The 18,164-nt window shown below is 72.3% G+C and carries 20 protein-coding genes and 1 tRNA gene; 9 read left to right on the top strand and 12 right to left on the bottom strand.

Features of this window, described 5'->3' with window-relative positions:
* The 4 genes from ACFVX6_RS21840 to ACFVX6_RS21855 form a co-directional block, all read right to left on the bottom strand.
* A partial coding sequence (locus ACFVX6_RS21840) for a DEAD/DEAH box helicase (protein WP_389693832.1) occupies positions 1-1,476 on the bottom strand: 1,476 nt, incomplete at its 3' end.
* Between the two features lie 120 nt (positions 1,477-1,596).
* On the bottom strand, positions 1,597-1,800 hold the full coding sequence (locus ACFVX6_RS21845) for a cold-shock protein (protein ID WP_112447913.1): 204 nt from the start codon (positions 1,798-1,800) through the stop codon (positions 1,597-1,599).
* Positions 1,801-1,927: 127 nt separating this feature from the next.
* On the bottom strand, positions 1,928-3,133 hold the full coding sequence (locus ACFVX6_RS21850) for a sensor histidine kinase (protein WP_389693834.1): 1,206 nt from the start codon (positions 3,131-3,133) through the stop codon (positions 1,928-1,930).
* A gap of 138 nt (positions 3,134-3,271) precedes the next feature.
* The gene (locus ACFVX6_RS21855) at positions 3,272-4,429 is read right to left on the bottom strand and encodes a peptidoglycan DD-metalloendopeptidase family protein (RefSeq protein ID WP_389693836.1); all 1,158 of its coding nucleotides are present in this window, start codon (positions 4,427-4,429) and stop codon (positions 3,272-3,274) included.
* A gap of 238 nt (positions 4,430-4,667) precedes the next feature.
* Between ACFVX6_RS21855 and ACFVX6_RS21860 the strand changes: the two genes are divergently transcribed.
* Genes ACFVX6_RS21860 through ACFVX6_RS21870 form a run of 3 tightly spaced genes read left to right on the top strand, consistent with a single transcriptional unit; the run spans position 4,668 to position 6,619 of the window.
* Positions 4,668-5,321 (top strand): response regulator, encoded by a 654-nt coding sequence (locus ACFVX6_RS21860; RefSeq protein WP_389693838.1) that lies wholly within the window; start codon positions 4,668-4,670, stop codon positions 5,319-5,321.
* 54 nt (positions 5,322-5,375) lie between these two features.
* Positions 5,376-6,179: a class I SAM-dependent methyltransferase gene (locus tag ACFVX6_RS21865; RefSeq protein ID WP_389693840.1), complete on the top strand. Its 804-nt coding sequence runs from the start codon at positions 5,376-5,378 to the stop codon at positions 6,177-6,179.
* Between the two features lie 56 nt (positions 6,180-6,235).
* Positions 6,236-6,619 carry a YrdB family protein gene (locus tag ACFVX6_RS21870; protein WP_389693842.1) on the top strand — a complete coding sequence of 128 codons (384 nt, stop codon included), beginning with the start codon at positions 6,236-6,238 and terminating at the stop codon, positions 6,617-6,619.
* Here ACFVX6_RS21870 and ACFVX6_RS21875 read toward each other — a convergent pair.
* Genes ACFVX6_RS21875 through ACFVX6_RS21885 form a run of 3 tightly spaced genes read right to left on the bottom strand, consistent with a single transcriptional unit; the run spans position 6,601 to position 9,601 of the window.
* Positions 6,601-7,584, bottom strand: a complete 984-nt coding sequence (locus ACFVX6_RS21875; protein WP_389693844.1) for an acyl-CoA dehydrogenase family protein — start codon at positions 7,582-7,584, stop codon at positions 6,601-6,603. The two genes, ACFVX6_RS21870 and ACFVX6_RS21875, sit on opposite strands and share 19 nt — an antisense overlap.
* Entirely contained in the window at positions 7,584-8,729 is a 1,146-nt protein-coding gene (locus ACFVX6_RS21880) for an acyl-CoA dehydrogenase family protein (RefSeq protein WP_389693846.1), read from the bottom strand. Before ACFVX6_RS21880 ends, ACFVX6_RS21875 begins: the two co-directional genes overlap by 1 nt.
* The gene (locus ACFVX6_RS21885) at positions 8,729-9,601 is read right to left on the bottom strand and encodes an enoyl-CoA hydratase (RefSeq protein ID WP_389693848.1); all 873 of its coding nucleotides are present in this window, start codon (positions 9,599-9,601) and stop codon (positions 8,729-8,731) included. Before ACFVX6_RS21885 ends, ACFVX6_RS21880 begins: the two co-directional genes overlap by 1 nt.
* A gap of 46 nt (positions 9,602-9,647) precedes the next feature.
* Between ACFVX6_RS21885 and ACFVX6_RS21890 the strand changes: the two genes are divergently transcribed.
* Genes ACFVX6_RS21890 through ACFVX6_RS21905 form a run of 4 tightly spaced genes read left to right on the top strand, consistent with a single transcriptional unit; the run spans position 9,648 to position 13,498 of the window.
* Positions 9,648-10,796, top strand: coding sequence for an acyl-CoA dehydrogenase family protein (locus ACFVX6_RS21890; RefSeq protein WP_389693850.1), 1,149 nt, complete (start codon positions 9,648-9,650; stop codon positions 10,794-10,796).
* Positions 10,793-11,611 (top strand): SDR family oxidoreductase, encoded by an 819-nt coding sequence (locus ACFVX6_RS21895; protein ID WP_389693852.1) that lies wholly within the window; start codon positions 10,793-10,795, stop codon positions 11,609-11,611. The genes ACFVX6_RS21890 and ACFVX6_RS21895 overlap by 4 nt, the downstream gene beginning before the upstream one ends.
* A gap of 40 nt (positions 11,612-11,651) precedes the next feature.
* A complete protein-coding gene (locus ACFVX6_RS21900; RefSeq protein WP_389693854.1) occupies positions 11,652-12,287 on the top strand; it encodes a TetR/AcrR family transcriptional regulator in 636 nt (211 codons plus the stop codon).
* A 53-nt stretch (positions 12,288-12,340) separates the two neighbouring features.
* Positions 12,341-13,498, top strand: coding sequence for an acetyl-CoA C-acetyltransferase (locus tag ACFVX6_RS21905; protein WP_389693856.1), 1,158 nt, complete (start codon positions 12,341-12,343; stop codon positions 13,496-13,498).
* A gap of 158 nt (positions 13,499-13,656) precedes the next feature.
* Here the strand turns inward: ACFVX6_RS21905 and ACFVX6_RS21910 are convergent, their stop codons facing one another.
* Positions 13,657-13,983: a hypothetical protein gene (locus ACFVX6_RS21910; protein WP_389693858.1), complete on the bottom strand. Its 327-nt coding sequence runs from the start codon at positions 13,981-13,983 to the stop codon at positions 13,657-13,659.
* Positions 13,984-14,050: 67 nt separating this feature from the next.
* Here ACFVX6_RS21910 and ACFVX6_RS21915 point away from each other — a divergent pair.
* Positions 14,051-14,125, top strand: a tRNA-Ala gene (locus ACFVX6_RS21915).
* Between the two features lie 9 nt (positions 14,126-14,134).
* On the opposite strand, the gene ACFVX6_RS21920 is transcribed toward ACFVX6_RS21915, so the two are convergent.
* From ACFVX6_RS21920 to ACFVX6_RS21930, 3 genes are read right to left on the bottom strand one after another with little or no spacing between them, the layout of a single operon-like run.
* Positions 14,135-15,025, bottom strand: coding sequence for an alpha/beta hydrolase (locus ACFVX6_RS21920; protein ID WP_389693860.1), 891 nt, complete (start codon positions 15,023-15,025; stop codon positions 14,135-14,137).
* Positions 15,022-15,768, bottom strand: a complete 747-nt coding sequence (locus ACFVX6_RS21925) for an SDR family NAD(P)-dependent oxidoreductase (RefSeq protein ID WP_389693862.1) — start codon at positions 15,766-15,768, stop codon at positions 15,022-15,024. The genes ACFVX6_RS21920 and ACFVX6_RS21925 overlap by 4 nt, the downstream gene beginning before the upstream one ends.
* Positions 15,769-15,771: 3 nt before the next feature.
* Positions 15,772-16,902 (bottom strand): LLM class flavin-dependent oxidoreductase, encoded by a 1,131-nt coding sequence (locus tag ACFVX6_RS21930; protein WP_389693864.1) that lies wholly within the window; start codon positions 16,900-16,902, stop codon positions 15,772-15,774.
* Between the two features lie 116 nt (positions 16,903-17,018).
* Here ACFVX6_RS21930 and ACFVX6_RS21935 point away from each other — a divergent pair, with 116 nt between their 5' ends.
* Complete coding sequence (locus ACFVX6_RS21935; protein WP_389693944.1) at positions 17,019-17,651, top strand: helix-turn-helix transcriptional regulator; 633 nt, start codon at positions 17,019-17,021, stop codon at positions 17,649-17,651.
* On the opposite strand, the gene ACFVX6_RS21940 is transcribed toward ACFVX6_RS21935, so the two are convergent.
* The gene (locus tag ACFVX6_RS21940; RefSeq protein ID WP_389693866.1) at positions 17,546-18,097 is read right to left on the bottom strand and encodes a flavin reductase family protein; all 552 of its coding nucleotides are present in this window, start codon (positions 18,095-18,097) and stop codon (positions 17,546-17,548) included. The two genes, ACFVX6_RS21935 and ACFVX6_RS21940, sit on opposite strands and share 106 nt — an antisense overlap.
* Positions 18,098-18,164 lie beyond the last annotated feature (67 nt).

Here is an 18,164-nt window from a genome sequence, read left to right on the forward strand (position 1 = left end):
GCCCCCGGCGGCCGGAGCCGCACCCGTGCCGGAGCCGGTGCGCGGACCGCCCGAGCGGCGGCGCGCGCCACCGCCGGAGCCGCCGCCGGCCTGGCCGGCGGAGCGCTGGCGCGGCGGGGTGGCCTGCGGGACGTCCATGACGACCGGGATGCCCGAGGGCTCCTTGGCGCCGGTGATGCGCGCGAGCTCTTCGTCGGAGGACTTGATCTGCGCGGTGCGCGGGGAGATCCCGGCGTCCGACATCAGGCGGGTCATGTCGCGCTTCTGGTCGGGCAGGACCAGGGTGACGACGCTGCCGGACTCGCCGGCGCGGGCGGTGCGGCCGCCGCGGTGGAGGTAGTCCTTGTGGTCGGTCGGCGGGTCCACGTTGACGACGAGGTCGAGGTCGTCGATGTGGATGCCTCGCGCGGCCACGTTGGTGGCGACCAGCGCGGTGACCTCGCCCGTCTTGAACCAGTCGAGGGTCCGGTTGCGCTGCGGCTGCGAGCGGCCGCCGTGCAGGCCGGAGGCGCGGACGCCGTCGGCGAGGAGCTTCTTGACCATGCGGTCGACCCCGCGCTTGGTGTCGACGAACATGATCACCCGGCCGTCGCGAGCGGCTATGCGCGTGGCCACGGCCTTCTTGTCGGTCTCGTCCATGACGTACAGGACGTGGTGCTCCATCGTGCTGACCGCGCCGGCGGACGGGTCGACGGAGAAGGCGACCGGATCGGTGAGGAACATCTTGACGAGCTTGTCGATGTTCTTGTCGAGGGTCGCCGAGAACAGCATGGTCTGGCCCTCGGGCTGGACCTGCTTGAGCAGGGCGGTGACCTGCGGCATGAAGCCCATGTCGGTCATCTGGTCGGCCTCGTCGAGGACCGTGATGGAGACCTGGGAGAGGTCGGCGTCACCGCGGTCGATGAGGTCCTTCAGGCGGCCGGGGGTGGCGACGAGCACCTCGGCGCCGCGGCGCAGGACGCCGGACTGCCGGTTGATCGACATCCCGCCGACGACGGTCGTGATGCGCAGGTTGACGGCCGTGGCGTACGGGGTCATCGCGTCGGTGACCTGCTGCGCGAGCTCACGGGTCGGTACGAGGACCAGGGCGAGCGGCTGCTTCGGCTGGGCGCGGCGGCCGGCGGTGCGGGCCAGCAGGGCCAGGCCGAAGGCCAGCGTCTTGCCGGAGCCGGTACGGCCGCGGCCGAGCAGGTCACGGCCGACGAGCGAGTTCGGGATGGTCGCGGCCTGGATCGGGAACGGCTGGGTGACGCCCTGGGCGGCGAGGGTCTTCAGCAGCGCCTCGGGCATGTCCATGTCCTCGAACGCTTCCACCGGCGGCAGGGCCGGGGTCAGCGGTTCGGGCATGGTGAATTCTTGGGGCCTGGCTACGGGGGCGGACTTCTGCCGTCCCGCGCCAGCCTTCGGACGTCCCTGAGCCGCACCTCGACCCCGGGTGGGGCGGCGGCTGGGTCGTGCGGAGCTGGAGCTGGTCATGCGAGAAAGCCCTCCTGAAACCGGCAGGTACTACACAAAGCACTGCAAACAAATGGTTCGAAACAGCAGACAAGCCGGGGCCCGCACCTACTCGGTGCGGACCCCGGCGTGCTGACTGCCTTAGGCGGGGAGGATGTTCTCCGCCTGGGGGCCCTTCTGGCCCTGGGTGACGTCGAAGGACACGCGCTGGCCCTCGTTGAGCTCACGGAAGCCCTGGGTGGCGATGTTCGAGTAGTGGGCGAAGACGTCCGGGCCGCCACCGTCCTGCTCGATGAAGCCGAAGCCCTTTTCCGAGTTGAACCACTTCACGGTGCCAAGTGCCATTTTTGAATCTCCTGAATAGGCGGCAAAGGGCCCCATCCGGAGATTCCGGCAAAACAATAAAAGCGCCTGTCGGAGCATTCCCGTCAGGCGCACATAAAGTTCATGGGTACCACAACTGCAACGAGCTCTAAGCTAGCACACGTCGGTCGGGGAGTGTCGCCGCGAGCATGTGACCTCCGTCCCGAGTGGATCCGGCGCGCAGCTTCCCGCCCACCTCCGCGAGGGCGCGGCGGAGCCCCGGAATGCCCATCCCACCGGAGTCGAGGACGATCCGTTCCCCCTCCGGGGCGGTGTTGACCACATCGAGGCGAACCTCCCCGTCCTCGACGTACAGATTCATCCGAACGGCGGAGCCTGGGGCGTACTTCGCCGCGTTGGTGAGCCCCTCCCGGGCGATCCGCAGGAGCAGCCGCCCGTCGGCCGCCGGGAAGGAGCCCAGGCCTGGCTGGGTGTGGTGGGTGATCTCCATGCCGGTGGCCCGCATGTTCCGGGCCAGGGAGCCGAGGAAGCGGCCCACGTCCACGGGGGAGGTGTGCGCGCGGCTGCCCGCGGGGTCGGTCAGCATGTCCAGCACCTCCCTGACCTCGGCCATCGCGGCCCGCGCCGATTCCTCCACGGCGCCGGCGGCCTCCCGGACCCGGGGGTCGGCCTCGGCGTCCAGGCGCAGGGCGGCGGCCTGCATCGTGAGGGCGGTGAGGCGGTGGCCGAGCCCGTCGTGGGTGCGCTGGGCCAAACGGGTGCGTTCCTGGACGACGGCCAGGTCGGCCGCCTGGTCCACGGCGGCGTGGGCCTGGCGGGCCCGCTCGCGCAACGCGGTCATGACGTGCCGGTTGCGGCGCACGGTCTCCCCGTACAGGGCGGGCACGAGGATGGAGCCGAGGACGAAGGAGGCGGGGTCGCGCCCCGCGTACCCGAGCGGCAGGAACACGTCGCGGGTGGCGACGTAGACGACGGCCATCAGCAGGACCCCGCCCCAGCGGTGGGTGCGGCCGTACGCGGCCAGGGCGTAGGCGGCGAAGACGAGGGGGCCGCGGTCGTCGGAGACGAGGGTGGCGGCGGTGGCCACGAGGGCCGGTATCCAGGCGTGGGAGCGGCGCCAGAGCAGGGAGGCGGCCGCGAGCCAGCCGGTGGCCAGGCTCGTGGGGTAGTCGGTGACGAGGCCGAAGCGGTGGACGTCGTGGAGGTTGAGGGTGGTGAGCGCTCCGCAGAGGAGGGCGAGCCAGATGTCGGTGCGGCGGGCGCGCACCGGGTCCGGTGCCCCGCCGCTCTCCCCGGTCAGGGTGCGCAGACCCCGTTCCAGCAACCGTCCGGCGCGACCGGGCACGGCCTGCATGACTCCACCCCCCCGTCGGCGCACAAAACTGCGCAGAGCATGCCAAAACGTCCCCCCAGGTTGCCCTTCTTCCGCCGAAGGGGCATCCGGGGGGGACGCGTTTTGGGTGAACCGGCTCGTGGGGACCCGGCTCGTTGCTTACAGGGAGACGCCGAGGCCGTTCAGCCAGGTGACCGGGTTGACGTCGGCGCCGTAGCTGTTGCTGGAGCGCACCTCGAAGTGGAGGTGCGGGCCGGTGGAGTTGCCGGTGTTGCCGGAGCGGCCGATCTGCTCACCGGCGGAGACGCGCTCGCCTTCGGAGGCGGTCGCCGAGGAGAGGTGGGCGGAGAGCGTGTAGCGGCCGTCGTCGTGCTTGATGACCACGGCGTTGCCGTACGCGCCCTGCCAGCCGGAGGAGACGACGGTGCCCGCGGCAGCGGCCCGGACCGGGGTGCCGGTGGACACCGCGAAGTCGATGCCGGTGTGGTACCCGGCCGCCCAGCCGCCCGACTGGTGGTAACGCGCGGAGATGCTGCCGCCCGAGACGGGCAGGACGCCCTCGGCGCTGCTGCTCTTGGAGCTGCTCTTGGAGCTGCTCTTGGAGGATTCCGAAGAGCCGGAGGACTCCGAGGAGCTGGACGAGCTCGACTTGCCGGAGGACTTCGGAGCGGCCGGGGTGCTGCTGCCGGAGTCGGAGGAGCCGCCGGAGCCGGAGCCGTACGCGAGGCGCTGGCCCGGGAGGATCATGTCCGGGTTGGACCCGATCACCGAGCGGTTCTCGGAGTAGAGGGTCTGCCAGCTGACGCCCAGTTCGGAACCGATGGTGCCGAGGGTGTCGCCGCTGACGACGGTGTAGCTGTCGGCACCCTGGGCGCGCTTCGGAGCGGCCGGGGTCTCGGTCTTCTTGTCGGCGGTCGAGGTGCCGGCGCCCTTGGCGGGTGCCGCGGGGGCCTCGGGGGCCGGGCCGCCGCGCTGGAGGCCGGCGAGCTTGCCGCAGGAGGGCCAGGCGCCGGGGCCCTGGGTCGCCAGGACCTTCTCGGCGATGGCGATCTGCTGCGCCTTGGTGGCCTGGTTGGCCTGGGGGGCGTACTGCCGGCCGCCGAACTCCGCCCACGTGCCGGAGGAGAACTGCAGACCGCCGTAGTAGCCGTTGCCGGTGTTGATGCTCCAGTCGCCGGTGGACTCGCACTGGGCGACCTTGTCCCACGTGCCGACCGACGCGGCGGACGCGGGCTGTGCCACGAGACCCACGGCGGCGGGTGCGGCGATACCGGCGACAACGAGACCGGCGAGGGTACGAGCAGACGGGAAAGACATGCGGAGTTCCTGACTTCGGGGACATTGCGGAGGCCCGTGCACCGGGTGAAGCGGTGGTGCGTTCGGCCTCGGTAACCACCGTCCGGGAGGACGGGGGGTCGCCGAAGTCGCCGAAAGAGGACAGGCGGGGCAGCAAAAGGGGACTGGGGAGGGAGGGTTGGACGGACTTAAGTTCCGGTATGGGGGTAATGTCCGCAATGAGACGGGGAATCAGGGACATCAGGGGGAGGTGGGTCACATGACGATCCGCGTGATGGTGGTCGACGACCAGAGCCTCATACGGTCGGGACTGGTGACCCTGCTCGCGAGCGCGCCCGACATCGAGGTGGTCGCGGAAGCCGCCGACGGGGCCGAGGCGGTGCCGCTGGCGCGGACGCACCGGCCCGATGTGGTGCTGATGGACCTGGTCATGCCGAAGGTCGACGGCCTGGAGGCGACCTTGCAGGTGCTGCGGCTGCCCGACCCGCCGCGCGTCCTCGTCCTCACCGGCTACACGGCGGACGACCTGGTCCTGGACGCACTGCGGGCCGGAGCGGCCGGATTCCTGCTGAAGGACCTGCGCCCCGAGGAGCTCTTCGCCGGCATCCGCACGGTCGCGGCGGGCGGCAGCGCTCTGGCGCCCGGGGTGATGCGGGTGCTGCTGGAGCGGGCGGACACCCGCACCGAGGCGCCCGACCATGCGGAGCAGCTCTCCACCCTGTCCCCCGGCGAGCGGGACGTCCTCGCGCTGGTCGGCGAGGGCCGGACGAACCTGCAGATAGCACAGGCGCTGCACCTGTCCCCGGCGAGCGTGAAGACGTACGTCTCGCGGATCCTGACGCAGCTCGACCTGTCGAACCGGACCCAGGCCGCGATCCTCGCCTACGAGGCGGGGCTGGTCCGCGCCGCGTGACCACTGTCCCGAGGCGGTCTGGCCGGGACGTGCGTGATCGAAAACAATGGCACCATGACGACAACTCGGACGACTCCCCGCTCCCGGGCCCGGTCCTTCGACAGCGCCGCCGCTCTCTACGGGCAGCACCGGCCCGGCTATCCCGAGGCGCTGTACGACGCCGTCGAGGAGCTGGCCGGGCGCCGGTTCGCCGGGGCCCGGGTCGCAGACGTGGGGGCGGGAACGGGGATCGGAACGGCGCCGATGCGCGCCCGGGGAGCCGAGGTGGTGGCGGTGGAGCCCGGGGACGGGATGGCCGCGGAGTTCCGGCGCACCCGGCCTGGGATCCCGATCGTGCGCGGGGACGGGGACCGGCTGCCGCTGGCCGGGGCCGCCTTCGACTTCCTGACGTACGCCCAGGCCTGGCACTGGACGGATCCGGCGCGGTCCGTGCCCGAGGCCCGCCGGGTGCTGAAGCCCGGCGGGGCGCTCGCGATCTGGTGGAACGACCTGGACGAGTCGGCCGGCTGGGTCGCGGCGCAGGGCGAGCGGCTCCGCGCCTTCTTCGGGGCCGACGGCCCGGGCGGCGCGGTCACCGGCGGGGCAGGCGCGGTCGGCGGGAGCGCCGTGTCCCTGGGCTACCGGACGCTTCCGCGCGGCCTCGACTCCGGTTTCGCCACGCGGAGCGTGCCGTGGTCCCGGCGCATCCCGCTGGAGGCGCACCTGGCGAACCTGGCCAGCCACTCCGCGTTCCTGCTGCTGGGCGAGGCGGGCACGCGGGAGTTCCTGGACGCCGAGCGGGAGCGGCTGGATCCGGTCTTTCCGGACGGAGTGGTGGAAGAGCCCTACCTGGTCACGCTCAGCGTGGCCGTCATCTGAAACGGCGCGGTCGCAGCCCTAGCGAATTGCGCCCCTGCCACGTGAGGCTGACCGCCATGTCGCCCACTCCGCCGTCTTCTCGGCTGTCTCCGACCGTCCACGCGTTCTTCCTCGTCAACGAAGGGCTCGCCTTCCTGCTGGAGCTGCTGATCCTTGTCGTGCTCGCCTGGTGGGGCTTCAGCCGGGACATCGGATGGGCCGGGTCCCTCGGCCTGGCGGTGGCCGCGCCGGCCGCCGCCGCCGTGCTCTGGGGGATGTTCGCCGCGCCGAAGGCGCGGTTCACCGTTCCACTGGCCGCTCAGCTCGGAGTAAAGGCCGTGGTGTTCGGCGCCGCCGCCCTGGCGCTGCTCGCGCTCGGGCAGCGGCAGCCGGCCCTGTGGTTCGCGGTGGCCGTGGTCGTGAACACGGCCCTCTCCTCGTACTACCGCACCCGCTCCTGAAGGACCGCCGCCCGGCACTGCGAGGGGCTCCCCCAGGCGTCGCGCAGCGGGCGTGCCTTGCGCAGCCACAGGGAGAGGTCGAGTTCCTCGGTGTAGCCGACGGCGCCGTGGAGCTGGAGCGCGGTCATGGCGGCCGCGTACGCCGCCTCGCCCGCGGTCAGCTTCGCCGCCGCGACCTCCCCGGGGGCCAGCGAGAGCGCGGCCGCCCACAGCAGCGGCCGGGCGAACTCCAGGCCGATCAGGGTGTCGGCGAGCCGGTGCTTCACCGCCTGGAAGCCGCCGATCGCCGTGCCGAACTGCGTGCGCTGCTTCGCGTACTCCACCGTGCGCGCGAGGAGGGCCTCGCCGGTGCCGAGGCACTGGGCGGCGGTCAGCAGCCGGGCCCAGTCCGCTGCGTCCCGGGCGGCCGCGGTGACCGCGGGGCCGACGGCGAGGAGTTCGCCGCCGCCGTCCGGGAGGGCCAGGCGGCGGGCGGGGTCGGTGGAGGTGCGGATCGGTCCGGCGCCGGGGGCCAGGCGGAGTTCCCCGGCCGGGGACACCGTGAAGAGGTGGGTGGCCGCGTCGGCGTCCAGGGCGTACGGGCCGGCACCGGGCAGGGTGAGGGTGGCCGAGGTCTCCCCCGCCGCCAGCCCGGGGAGGAACCGCTTGGCCAGTGCTTCGTCGCCGAGCCGGGTCAGGAGTACGGCGGCGGCGGCCGTCTCCACCACCGGGCCGGGGACCCCGGCGCGGCCCAGCTCCACGAACCCGGTGGCCAGCTCCAGCGGCATCAGGCCCATGCCCTCGTGGGCCTCGTCGGCCGCGAGGGCGAACAGTCCGGTGGCGGCGAGCCGCGCCCACAGGACCTTGCCCGGTGCGTGGTCGCCCGCGCCCCAGGCCCGTACCGCCGCCGGGACGTCCGAGGCGGCGAGCAGACCGCGCAGGGTGCGGGCGAAGTCCGACTGTTCTTCGGACGGCAGGAAGCGCATCAGCGGCGGCCCTTCGGGAGGCCGAGCAGCCGCTCGGCGATGATGTCGCGCTGGATCTCGTTGGTCCCCGCGTAGATGGGACCGGCGAGGGAGAAGATCCACGGCTCGGCCCATTCCCCGTCGGCGAGTTCCGCGTCGGGGCCCAGCAGGTCGAGGGCGCTCTCGTGCAGGGCGATGTCGTACCGGGACCAGAACACCTTGTTCAGGCTGGACTCGGCGCCGATCGTCTCTCCGGCGGCGAAGCGGGAGGCGTTGGCCCAGGTGAACAGCTGGTAGGCGCGCGCTCCGACGACCGCGTCGGCGACCCGGTCGCGCAGGGCGGTGTCGGCCGGGTCCCCGTGGCTCTGCCACAGGTCCACGAGGCGGTCGGCGGCGGCGAGGAAGCGGCCCGGGGCGCGCAGGGTGAGCCCGCGCTCGTTGCCGGTGGTGGACATGGCGATCCGCCAGCCCTGTCCGGGCTCCCCGATGACGTCCGCGTCGGGGACGAAGACCTCGTCGAGGAAGAGTTCCGCGAAGGCGGGCTTGCCGTCGAGGCGGCCGATGGGCCGCACGGTGACCCCGGGGGCGTGCAGGTCGAACATCAGGTAGGTGAGGCCCTGGTGCGGTTTGGGGGCGTCGGGGTCGGTGCGGAAGATGCCGAAGGCCCGGTCGGCGAAGGCGGCCCGCGAGGACCAGGTCTTCTGCCCGGACAGCAGCCAGCCGCCCTCGGTGCGCACCGCCCGGGAGGTGAGGGAGGCGAGGTCGGAGCCGGATTCGGGCTCCGACCAGGCCTGGGCCCAGATGGTCTCGCCGCTCGCCATGGAGGGCAGGACGCGGGCGCGCTGTTCGTCCGTGGCGTGGTCGAAGAGGGTGGGGGCGAGCAGGTTGATGCCGTTCTGGGAGACCCGGCCGGGTGCGCCGGCGGCCCAGTACTCCTCCTCGAAGACCAGCCAGTGCTCGATGTCGACGCCGCGGCCGCCGTACTCCTCGGGCCAGGACACCACCGCCCAGCGGGCGGAGTGCAGGAGCGCCTCCCATTCCCGGTGGGCGGCGAAGCCCTCGCGGGTCTCCAGCGAGGGCAGGGGGGTGGCGGGCACGTGGGCGGCCAGCCAGTCGCGCGCCTCGGCCCGGAAGGCCTCCACGTCCGCCGAGTGGGTCAGGTCCATCAGCTGTTCGCCTCCTTCATGGCGGAGCCCTTCATCGCGGCACCTTTCATTCCCGATATGTCCATGCCGCCGAGCGAGTCCGCCGTCGTCTCGGCGTTGTGGGCGTGCGCGAGGTGGTGCAGGCCGAAGACGGAGTCCATGCCGGTGTGCAGGCCCTGGAGGTCCTCGGCCTGGTTGACGGCCCGCTTGGTGAGGGCGAGTCCGAAGGAGGGCATCTCGGCGATGCGCAGCGCGAGCCGGTCGGTGGCCCCGGCCAGTTCGACCCGCTCGACGACCCGGTTGACCATGCCGATCTCGTAGGCGCGGCGGGCGGGCATCCGGTCGCCGGTATAGAGGAACTCCTTGGCGATGCGCGGGGGCATCGCCCACGGGTGGGCGAAGTACTCGACGCCCGGGATGCCCATGCGGACGACCGGGTCGGCGAAGAAGGCGTCCTCGCTGGCCACGATCAGGTCGCAGACCCAGGCGAGCATCAGCCCGCCGGCCACGCACGCGCCGTGGACGGAGGCGATGACGGGCTTGGGCAGTTCGCGCCAGCGCCGGCACATGCCGAGGTAGACCTCGGATTCGCGGGCGAAGCGGGATTCGGCGCCGGAGCGCTGGGAGTGGTCCCACCAGAGGCCGGCCCGGCGTTCGAAGGGCAGGTGTGCGTCGCGCTCGGGGGTGCCGATGTCGTGGCCCGCCGAGAAGTGCTCGCCGGCCCCGGCCAGGACGACGACCTTGACCGCGGGATCGTCGGCGGCCCGGTAGAAGGCGTCGTCGAGGGCGTAGGTCATCGCGCTGTTCTGGGCGTTGCGGTACCGGGGGCGGTTCATGGTCACGTACGCGACCGGGCCGCGGCGCTCGTAGAGCACGGGGGTTTCGTCGGGCATCCCTGGATCCTTCCCTAACAAGTGTTTGGTAGGTTAACGTACGGCCATGAGCAGCGTCGAGGAGTTCCGCACCGAGGTTCGGAGTTGGCTACGGGCCCACCTCACCGGCGAGTTCGCCGCCCTCAAGGGCCGCGGCGGACCGGGCCGGGAGCACGAGGCCTTCGCCGAACGCCTCGCCTGGGAACGGCACATGGCGGCGCACGGCTGGACCTGCGTGGGCTGGCCCGTCGAGTACGGCGGCCGCGGCGCGAGCACCGCGCAGCAGATCGCCTTCCACGAGGAGTACGCGCTGGCCGACGCGCCCGCGCGCGTGAACCACATAGGCGAGCAGCTCCTCGGCCCCACCCTCATCGCGTACGGCACCGAGGAGCAGCGGCGGCGCTTCCTGCCGCCCATCCGGGCCGTCGAAGAGCTGTGGTGCCAGGGCTACAGCGAGCCCGACGCCGGCTCGGACCTGGCCAACATCCGCACCCGGGCCGCCCTCGTGGAGGGCGCGTGGGTGGTGGACGGCCAGAAGATCTGGACCTCCCTGGCCCACGCCTCGCAGTGGTGCTTCGTCGTCGCCCGCACCGAGCCGGGCTCACGCCGGCACGCGGGACTGTCCTACCTCCTGGTCCCGATGGACCAGCCCGGGGTGGAGGTCCGGCCCATCGTGCAGCTGACCGGGACCTCCGAGTTCAACGAGGTCTTCTTCGACGGGGCCCGCACCGACGCCGCCCACGTGGTCGGCGCGCCCGGTGAGGGCTGGGCCGTCGCCATGGCCACCCTCGGCTTCGAGCGCGGCGTCTCCACCCTCGGCCAGCAGGTCGGCTTCCGCCGCGAGCTCGAGGACCTGGCCGCGCTGGCGAAGCGCAACGGTGCGATGGCCGATCCGCTGATCCGCGACCGGCTCGTCCGGGCCTGGATCGGCCTGGAGACCATGCGCGCCTCCGCGCTGCGGCCCGGGGTCTCCCCGTCCACGGCCAAGCTGTACTGGGCCCGCTGGCACCGGGACCTCGGCGAACTCGCCATGGACGTCTGCGGAGCCGCCTCGCTGCTCGCGGCCGGGGCGCACGGGGACCCGTACGACCTCGACGACTGGCAGCGGCTCTTCCTCTTCTCCCGCTCCGACACCCTCTACGCAGGCTCCGACGAGATCCAGCGCACCATCGTCGCCGAGCGCATCCTCGGCCTTCCCAAGGAGGTCCGGGCATGAACGCACCGGAAGACCGATCCGGCAACGTGCTCCGCAACGCGCCCGAGTACGTGGCGGGGCACGGTCTGCTGGCCGGCCGGAGCGCCGTGATCACCGCGGCCGCCGGGGCCGGCATCGGCGGGGCCACCGCACGCCGCTTCCTGGAGGAGGGTGCCCGCGTCCTCATCGGCGACGCGCACGCCCGCCGCCTCAAGGAGAGCGAGGAGGCGCTGGCCGCGGAGTTCGGTGCGGACCGGGTCGCCTCTCTGCCCTGCGACGTCACCGACGAGGAGCAGGTGGGCGCCTTCTTCGCGCTCGCCGAACGGCTCCACGGCCGCCTCGACCTCGTCGTCAACAACGCCGGGCTCGGCGGTACGGCCAACCTCGTCGACATGACCGACGACCAGTGGTCCCGCGTCCTCGACGTCACGCTGAACGGCACCTTCCGCTGCACCCGCGCCGCGATGCGCTCCATGCAGGCCTCCGGAACGGGCGGGGTGATCGTCAACAACGCCTCCGTCATCGGCTGGCGCGCCCAGACCGGGCAGGCCCACTACGCCGCCGCCAAGGCCGGGGTGATGGCACTGACCCGCTGCGCGGCGCTGGAGGCGGCGGAGTTCGGCGTACGGATCAACGCGGTCGCGCCGAGCCTGGCCATGCACCCGCACCTGGTGAAGGTCACCAGCGAGGAGCTGCTCACGGAACTCACCGCCCGCGAGGCCTTCGGCCGCTACGCCGAGCCCTGGGAGGTCGCCAACGTCATCGTGTTCCTGGCCAGCGGCTACTCGTCGTACATGACGGGCGAGACCGTGTCGGTCAGCAGTCAGCACGCGTAGGGCGTCGGATGACCGGCCGGCGCAGTACCAGAATGGACGCGTGCCAACGAACAAGCCGATCGCACCGACGGCCAAGAAGAAGCCCCAGGTGACGGCGTCGCCCGAACGCCGCCGCGAACTCCTCGACACCGCCGCCGAGGTCTTCGCCGCGCAGGGCTACAACGCCACCACCGTCCGCAAGATCGCCGACGCCGCCGGCATGCTCGCCGGCAGCCTCTACTACCACTTCGATTCCAAGGAATCGATGCTCGACGAGATCCTCTCCGCCTTCCTGACCGAGCTGTGGGAGGGGTACGACACCGTCCTCGCCGCCGGTCTCGGACCCAGGGAGACCATCGAGGCCCTCGTCACCGAATCGTTCCGGGAGATCGACCGGCACCGCGCCGCCGTCGCGATCTACCAGAAGGAATCCCGCACCCTGTCGACCCAGCCCCGCTTCCACTACCTCTCCGACTCCCAGGTCAAGTTCGAGAAGGCATGGCTGGGGACGCTGGAGCGCGGGGTCGCGGACGGGGTCTTCCGTGCCGACCTGGACATCCGCCTCACCTACCGCTTCGTGCGCGACACGGTGTGGGTGGCGGCGTCCTGGTACCGGCCGGGCGGCCAGCACAGCCCCGAGGAGATCGCCCGCCAGTACCTCTCGATGGTCCTGGACGGCATCGCCACACGAACGTGATCCCACACATCCCCGGCACCTGCCCGATGCCTGGATATCCCTGAGGAGTTCCGATGCCCGAGGCCTACATAGTCGAAGCCGTACGCACCCCCGTGGGGCGGCGCAAGGGGGGCCTGTCCGAGGTCCACCCGGCCGACCTGGGGGCACACGTCCTCAAGGCGCTCGTCGAACGGTCCGGGATCGACCCGTCGGCCGTGGAGGACGTGGTCTTCGGCTGCCTCGACACGGTGGGGCCGCAGGCCGGGGACATCGCCCGGACGGCCTGGCTCGCGGCGGGGCTCCCCGAGGAGGTCCCGGGCGTCACCATCGACCGCCAGTGCGGATCCTCGCAGCAGGCCGTGCACTTCGCGGCGCAGGGCGTCATGTCCGGCACCCAGGACCTGGTGGTGGCCGGCGGCACCCAGAACATGTCGATGATCCCGATCGCCTTCGCCTCGCGGCAGGCGGCGGAGCCGCTGGGCTTCACCGAGGGCCCCTACCTGGGCTCGGTGGGGTGGCGGGCCCGGTACGGGGACTCCCCCGTCAACCAGTTCTACGGGGCCCAGCTGATCGCCGAGAAGTGGGGCATCTCCCGCCTCGACATGGAGGAGTTCGCCCTGCGCTCCCACCAGCGGGCGCTGCGCGCGATCGACGAGGGCCGCTTCGAGCGGGAGATCGTGCCCTACGGGTCGGTGTCGGTGGACGAGGGCCCGCGCCGCGACACCACCCTGGAGAAGATGGCGGGGCTCAAGCCCGTCATGGAGGGCGGCACGATCACGGCGGCGGTCTCCTCCCAGGTCTCGGACGGCGCGGCGGCGATGCTGCTGGCCTCGGAGCGGGCGGTACGGGAACACGGGCTGCGCCCGCGGGCGCGCATCCACCACCTGTCGGTGCGCGGTGAGGACCCGATCCGCATGCTGTCGGCGCCGATCCCGGCGACGGCGTACGCCCTGAAGAAGACCGGCATGTCCCTCTCCGACATCGACCTGGTCGAGATCAACGAGGCCTTCGCCCCCGTGGCCCTGGCCTGGCTGAAGGAGACGGGTGCGGACCCGGAGCGGGTCAACGTCAACGGCGGCGCGATCGCCCTGGGACACCCCCTGGGCGCGACCGGCGTCAAGCTGATGACGACCCTGCTCCACGAACTGGAGCGCACGGGCGGCCGCTTCGGCCTCCAGACCATGTGCGAGGGCGGCGGCCAGGCCAACGTCACCATCATCGAACGCCTCTAACCTCCGGCGGGGCCGGCACGTGCACGCCGGCGGGGCTGGAAATCCAGCCCCGCCGGCGTGTGAGGCGCGGGTCTGGGCGGAGCCCAGGGAACGGTGGAAGGGCGGGTAGGCGGCATGGGCGCAGCGTAGGCGCGCCGCCACGGCTCCGGCCAGCCGTTTCAGGCGGTGGGACGGCGGGAGAGGCGGGTCAGGGAGGCCGTCTGGGGCAGGAGCAGGGCTCCGGTCAGGATCTGCCAGAGGAGCGGGTCGGGGGCGTCCAGGGCTTGGGCTGCGGACAGGGCGATCGCCACCGCGCCGAGCGCCAGCACGATCCTGTGGACGAAGCCGGCGTCGGTGCCGTGCGGCAGTCCGGACACGAGGGCGACCAGCGCCAGCATGATCGGCAGCCAGTGCGGCTGGGAGCCGCGCATCAGCAGGGAGGCGGCGAACTCCGCTGCGAGGGCGAGGGAGTTGCGCAGCACAGCCCCCGGGACCGATATCGACATGCGCACATCATGCCGGGGATATTCGCGTGCGCACCCGCCGGGGCCGCGCCTAGGATCCGGCGCAAGGGCTGGGTCGTAGCACAGAGGTAGTGCGCCTACACAGCATGGAGGAGGACGCCGGTTCGAATCCGGCCGCCCAGCCCCCTGCCCCCTACTTCGCGGCCGTCGCCGCCACCCACGCCCCCGCCGCCCCGATCGCCGCGGCCGCGGCGGGGAGCGGCAGGCCGAGGAAGCCGTGGAAGACCCCGGGGACCAGGTGGACCCCGCAGTCCACGCCCGCTCCGCCCAGCCTGCGCCCGTAGGCCAGGCCCTCGTCCCGCAGGACGTCGCAGTCGGCCAGGACCAGCAGCGTGCGCGGCAGCCCCGAGAGGTCGGGGGCCCGCAGCGGGGAGACGTGGGGGTGGTCCGGGTCGCCGCCGTACTGGTCCCAGTACCAGGCCATGTGCGCGGCCGTGTGGAAGTACCCCTCCCCGAACTCGGTCACCGAGGGCTGCTCCATCGAGGCGTCCAGCGGCGGGTAGAACAGCAGCTGGCCTGCAACCAGTTCGGGGGCCCGCAGGGCCGTCACGGCCGCGAGGTTGCCTCCGCTGGAGTCCCCGGCGACGACCAGCCGCGCGGGGTCGCAGCCCAGTTCGGCCGCCCGCGCCCGGGCCCACAGCAGCACCGTCAGCGCATCGTCGGGCGCGGCCGGCCACGGGTGTTCGGGCGCGAGGCGGTAGTCCGCGGAGACCACCACCGCGCCCGAGGCCACGGCCAGCGCCCGGCACAGCGCGTCGTGGGTGTCCAGGCCGCACATCACCCAGCCCCCGCCGTGGAAGAAGACCACCAGCGGGCGGCCCGCGGCGCCCGGCGCCGGGTCGTAGATCCGGACGGGGACTCCGTCCGCGACCGCGTCCCGTACGGAGGCCACCTCCGCGCCGCCGCCCCGGGAGGCGGACGCGGCCGCCCTCAGGGCCGCCGGGTCCCCCGGTCCGGGGAAGGCGGCCGCCATCGCGTCGCACAGCCGGCGGGCCGCCGGAGACAGCCGATCGGTTCCGCTCATCGCGCCGTCATCCCCCCGTCGACCGTGAACTCCGCGCCCGTGATGTACGAGGACCCGTCCGAGCAGAGGAAGAGGACCAGCTCCCCGACCTCCTCGGGCCGCCCGATCCGCCCCAGCGGCAGGTGCGACCAGTCCCGACCCGCGACGGCCTCGCTGACCATCGGGGTGTCGATGGCCCCCGGATGCACGGAGTTGATCCTGATCCGGTCCCCCGCCAGGTCCAGCGCGGCCGACTTCGTGAGCCCGCGGAGGGCGAACTTGGTCGAGCCGTACGCCGCGTGGCCCGGGATGCCGACCAGTCCGGCGGTGGAGGAGACGTTGACGATCGAGCCGCCTCCGGCGGCGCGCAGCACCGGGGCCACCGCCTGGATGCCGAGGAACGGCCCGAGCAGGTTGACCCGTAGGAGGGCTTCGAAGTCCTCCAGGCCCTGGCGCTCCACGTGGGCCGTGCGCCACAGCGCGGCGTTGTTGACCAGGGCGGAGACCGTGCCGAAGGCGCGTACGGCCTCGCGGACCACCTCCGCCCAGCTGTCGGCGTCGGCCACGTCGTGGCGTACGTAGAGCCCCTGGTCGCCGAGCGAGGCGGCGACCGTGCGGCCCTCCTCCTCCCGGATGTCGGTGACCACGACCCGTGCGCCGGCCTCGGCGCACAGCCGGGCCTCGGCCGCGCCCTGGCCGCGGCCGGCGCCGGTGATGACGACGACCTTGCCGTCGAGAACCTTGCCGTTGGGGGAGGGGCTCACGGGTCAGCCCTCCAGGGCGCGGAAGTGCGGGATGACCGTCTCGCCCCACTGGCGGATGGTCTCCATGCAGGCCTCCTGGGGGACGGTGCCCATCTGGATCAGGCACATGACCTCGTCGACGCCGATCTCGCGCAGCTGCTCGACGTAGGCGATGGCCGTCTGGGCGTTGCCGTAGGCATGCTCGGCGTTGTAGGTGCCGGTGTCTATGGGGCGGGCCGGGATGTTCGCCTCGTGGAGCTTGGCGACCAGCTCCTCGCGCCCCTTGTCCAGCGCGGCCACGTGCTCCTCGGCGGTCTCGTCCTCGGAGTAGCCCGTCGGCTCGGGGGCGTTGCCGTACCAGTGGGCGATGGACTCTGCGAAGAAGCGCTGGCCGCGGGTGCCCAGGCGCAGGGCGCGCTCGGCGTCGTCGAGGACGATGGTGGGGCAGAGCGCGGAGAGGTGGTCGTTGACCTCGGTGGAGACGAAGCGGTCCCCGCTGCGGGTGGCGATGGCCTCGTCGTAGACCTTGCGCATCGTACGGACGTCGTCGGCGCCGGCGAAGCCCATCACGAGGGCTCCGATGCCCAGTTCGGCGGCGAGCTTGAGCGTGTCGTGCTTGGAGCAGGCCATGAAGAGCGGCGGGTGCGGGTCCTGGACCGGCCGGGGCAGGATCGCGCCGGGGCCGATGTCGATGGAGCCGTGCCACTCGAACTTCTCCTCGCGCCAGGCGGAGGAGAAGATCCGCAGCGCTTCTTCCATCTGCGGGTAGGTGTCCTCGGGGCGGACCCCGTACATGGACATCTCCTGGCGGGTGGCCCCGCGTCCGGCGCCGATGTCCACGCGGCCGCCGGAGAGCACGTCGAGCATGGCGGCGCGTTCGGCCACGCGCACGGGGTGCTGGTAGCCGAAGGGCATGGTGACGACGCCGTGGCCGATGCGGATCTTCTCGGTCCGGGCGGCGACCCAGGTCAGGAAGATCTCCGAGGCGCTCATGTGGGCGTACTGGGTGAGGGCGTGGTGCTCCACGGCCCAGATCCGGTCGAAGCCCATCTCCTCGGCGAACACGGCCTGTTCGACGCAGTCGTGGATGACCTGGCGCTCGCGTTCGGGCGTCGGGTCGACGAGCTGCGCCTCGAAGATCATCGAGAACTTCACGGGGTGCCTCCCAGCCGTGCGCTGCGCACGGCACGTCGGTGATGTATTTCGAATAGGAATACTTCTAGCAGTCATACCGGGCCGGGGGAAGGGCCGCCGCGAAGACCGGTCGTAGACTGCGCTGCGTGACCAACGAGGCGGCAGAAGACACGAACGGGCGCACGCTCCCCGCGACCAGCTGGGCGGTGCTCGGGCTGCTCTCCTTCGGGGAGGAGCTCTCCGGTTACGACCTGAAGAAGTGGTCGGACTGGTCACTGCGCTTCTTCTACTGGAGCCCGTCCTTCAGCCAGATCTACAGCGAGCTCAAGCGGCTGGAGAAGGCCGGTTACGCCTCTTCGCGGATGGTCGCCCAGGAGACCGGCACCCGCGACAAGCGGGTGTACCGGATCACGGACGAGGGCATGACGGCCGTACGGCGCTGGGCGCGCGAGGCGCCCGTCGACCCGCCGGTGCTCAAGCACGGGCCGATGCTGCGGCTGTGGCTCGGGCACCTGCTGGAGCCGGAGCAGATGCGCGAAGTCCTCGTACAGCACCAGGAGTTCGCGGAGAAGATGCGGCGGCGCGCGGTGGCCGACGCGGACGGGGCCCGGGAAGAGGCCTCGTGGGCGTACCCGACGCTCACCCTCAAGTGGGCGGAGCGGTACTACGCCTCCGAGCGCGACCTGGCGGCGGCCATGCTCGACGACATTGCGGAGCTGGAGAGCGGGCGGGGCTCAACCCCGGACTCGGCGCCCGGCAAGCGCCCGTAGGTGCGCCGGAAGTAGAGCAGCGGCGCGCCTTCGCGGTGCGCCGTCAGCGCGGTGACCCGGCCGAGCGCGATGGCGTGGTCGCCGCCGTCCAGGACGGCTTCCGTATCGCACTCGACGGTGGCGAGGACCCCGTCCAGCACGGGCGCGCCGTTGGCGCCGGCCCGCCAGGAGACCCCGGCGAACTTGTCGCCCCCGGTGACGGCGAACCGGCGGCACAGCTCCTGCTGGTCGGCGGCGAGGATGTTGACGGCGAAGGCTCCCGCCGCCTGGATCCGGGGCCAGGTGGTGGACGTGCGCGCCGGGCAGAAGCAGACCAGCGGCGGGTCCAGGGAAACGGACGAGAAGGACTGGACGGCCATCCCGACGGGACGGCCGTCGGCTCCGCATGCCGTGATGACGGCGACGCCGGTGCAGAAGCTGGACAGGACCGACTTCATGTCGGACATGGCTTCCTCCCTCATGAGAACCCTCCCTGATTATTTCTACTAGGTATATGCCTAACCGAAACACCTG

This window comes from Streptomyces sp. NPDC058289, assembly GCF_042880975.1.
Classification (GTDB): domain Bacteria; phylum Actinomycetota; class Actinomycetes; order Streptomycetales; family Streptomycetaceae; genus Streptomyces; species Streptomyces stoeckheimensis.

What these genes read in the sequence shown, in the direction of transcription:
- ACFVX6_RS21875 (WP_389693844.1), bottom strand. Translation starts at nt 7,584, where the DNA reads ATGCGCTTCCTGCCGTCCGAAGAACAGTCGGACTTCGCCCGCACCCTG.
- ACFVX6_RS21865 (WP_389693840.1), top strand. Translation starts at nt 5,376, where the DNA reads ATGACGACAACTCGGACGACTCCCCGCTCCCGGGCCCGGTCCTTCGAC.
- ACFVX6_RS21895 (WP_389693852.1), top strand. Translation starts at nt 10,793, where the DNA reads ATGAACGCACCGGAAGACCGATCCGGCAACGTGCTCCGCAACGCGCCC.
- ACFVX6_RS21850 (WP_389693834.1), bottom strand. Translation starts at nt 3,133, where the DNA reads ATGCAGGCCGTGCCCGGTCGCGCCGGACGGTTGCTGGAACGGGGTCTG.
- ACFVX6_RS21920 (WP_389693860.1), bottom strand. Translation starts at nt 15,025, where the DNA reads ATGAGCGGAACCGATCGGCTGTCTCCGGCGGCCCGCCGGCTGTGCGAC.
- ACFVX6_RS21860 (WP_389693838.1), top strand. Translation starts at nt 4,668, where the DNA reads ATGACGATCCGCGTGATGGTGGTCGACGACCAGAGCCTCATACGGTCG.
- ACFVX6_RS21940 (WP_389693866.1), bottom strand. Translation starts at nt 18,097, where the DNA reads ATGTCCGACATGAAGTCGGTCCTGTCCAGCTTCTGCACCGGCGTCGCC.
- ACFVX6_RS21890 (WP_389693850.1), top strand. Translation starts at nt 9,648, where the DNA reads ATGAGCAGCGTCGAGGAGTTCCGCACCGAGGTTCGGAGTTGGCTACGG.
- ACFVX6_RS21880 (WP_389693846.1), bottom strand. Translation starts at nt 8,729, where the DNA reads ATGGACCTGACCCACTCGGCGGACGTGGAGGCCTTCCGGGCCGAGGCG.
- ACFVX6_RS21905 (WP_389693856.1), top strand. Translation starts at nt 12,341, where the DNA reads ATGCCCGAGGCCTACATAGTCGAAGCCGTACGCACCCCCGTGGGGCGG.
- ACFVX6_RS21845 (WP_112447913.1), bottom strand. Translation starts at nt 1,800, where the DNA reads ATGGCACTTGGCACCGTGAAGTGGTTCAACTCGGAAAAGGGCTTCGGC.
- ACFVX6_RS21885 (WP_389693848.1), bottom strand. Translation starts at nt 9,601, where the DNA reads ATGCCCGACGAAACCCCCGTGCTCTACGAGCGCCGCGGCCCGGTCGCG.
- ACFVX6_RS21910 (WP_389693858.1), bottom strand. Translation starts at nt 13,983, where the DNA reads ATGTCGATATCGGTCCCGGGGGCTGTGCTGCGCAACTCCCTCGCCCTC.
- ACFVX6_RS21870 (WP_389693842.1), top strand. Translation starts at nt 6,236, where the DNA reads ATGTCGCCCACTCCGCCGTCTTCTCGGCTGTCTCCGACCGTCCACGCG.
- ACFVX6_RS21855 (WP_389693836.1), bottom strand. Translation starts at nt 4,429, where the DNA reads ATGTCTTTCCCGTCTGCTCGTACCCTCGCCGGTCTCGTTGTCGCCGGT.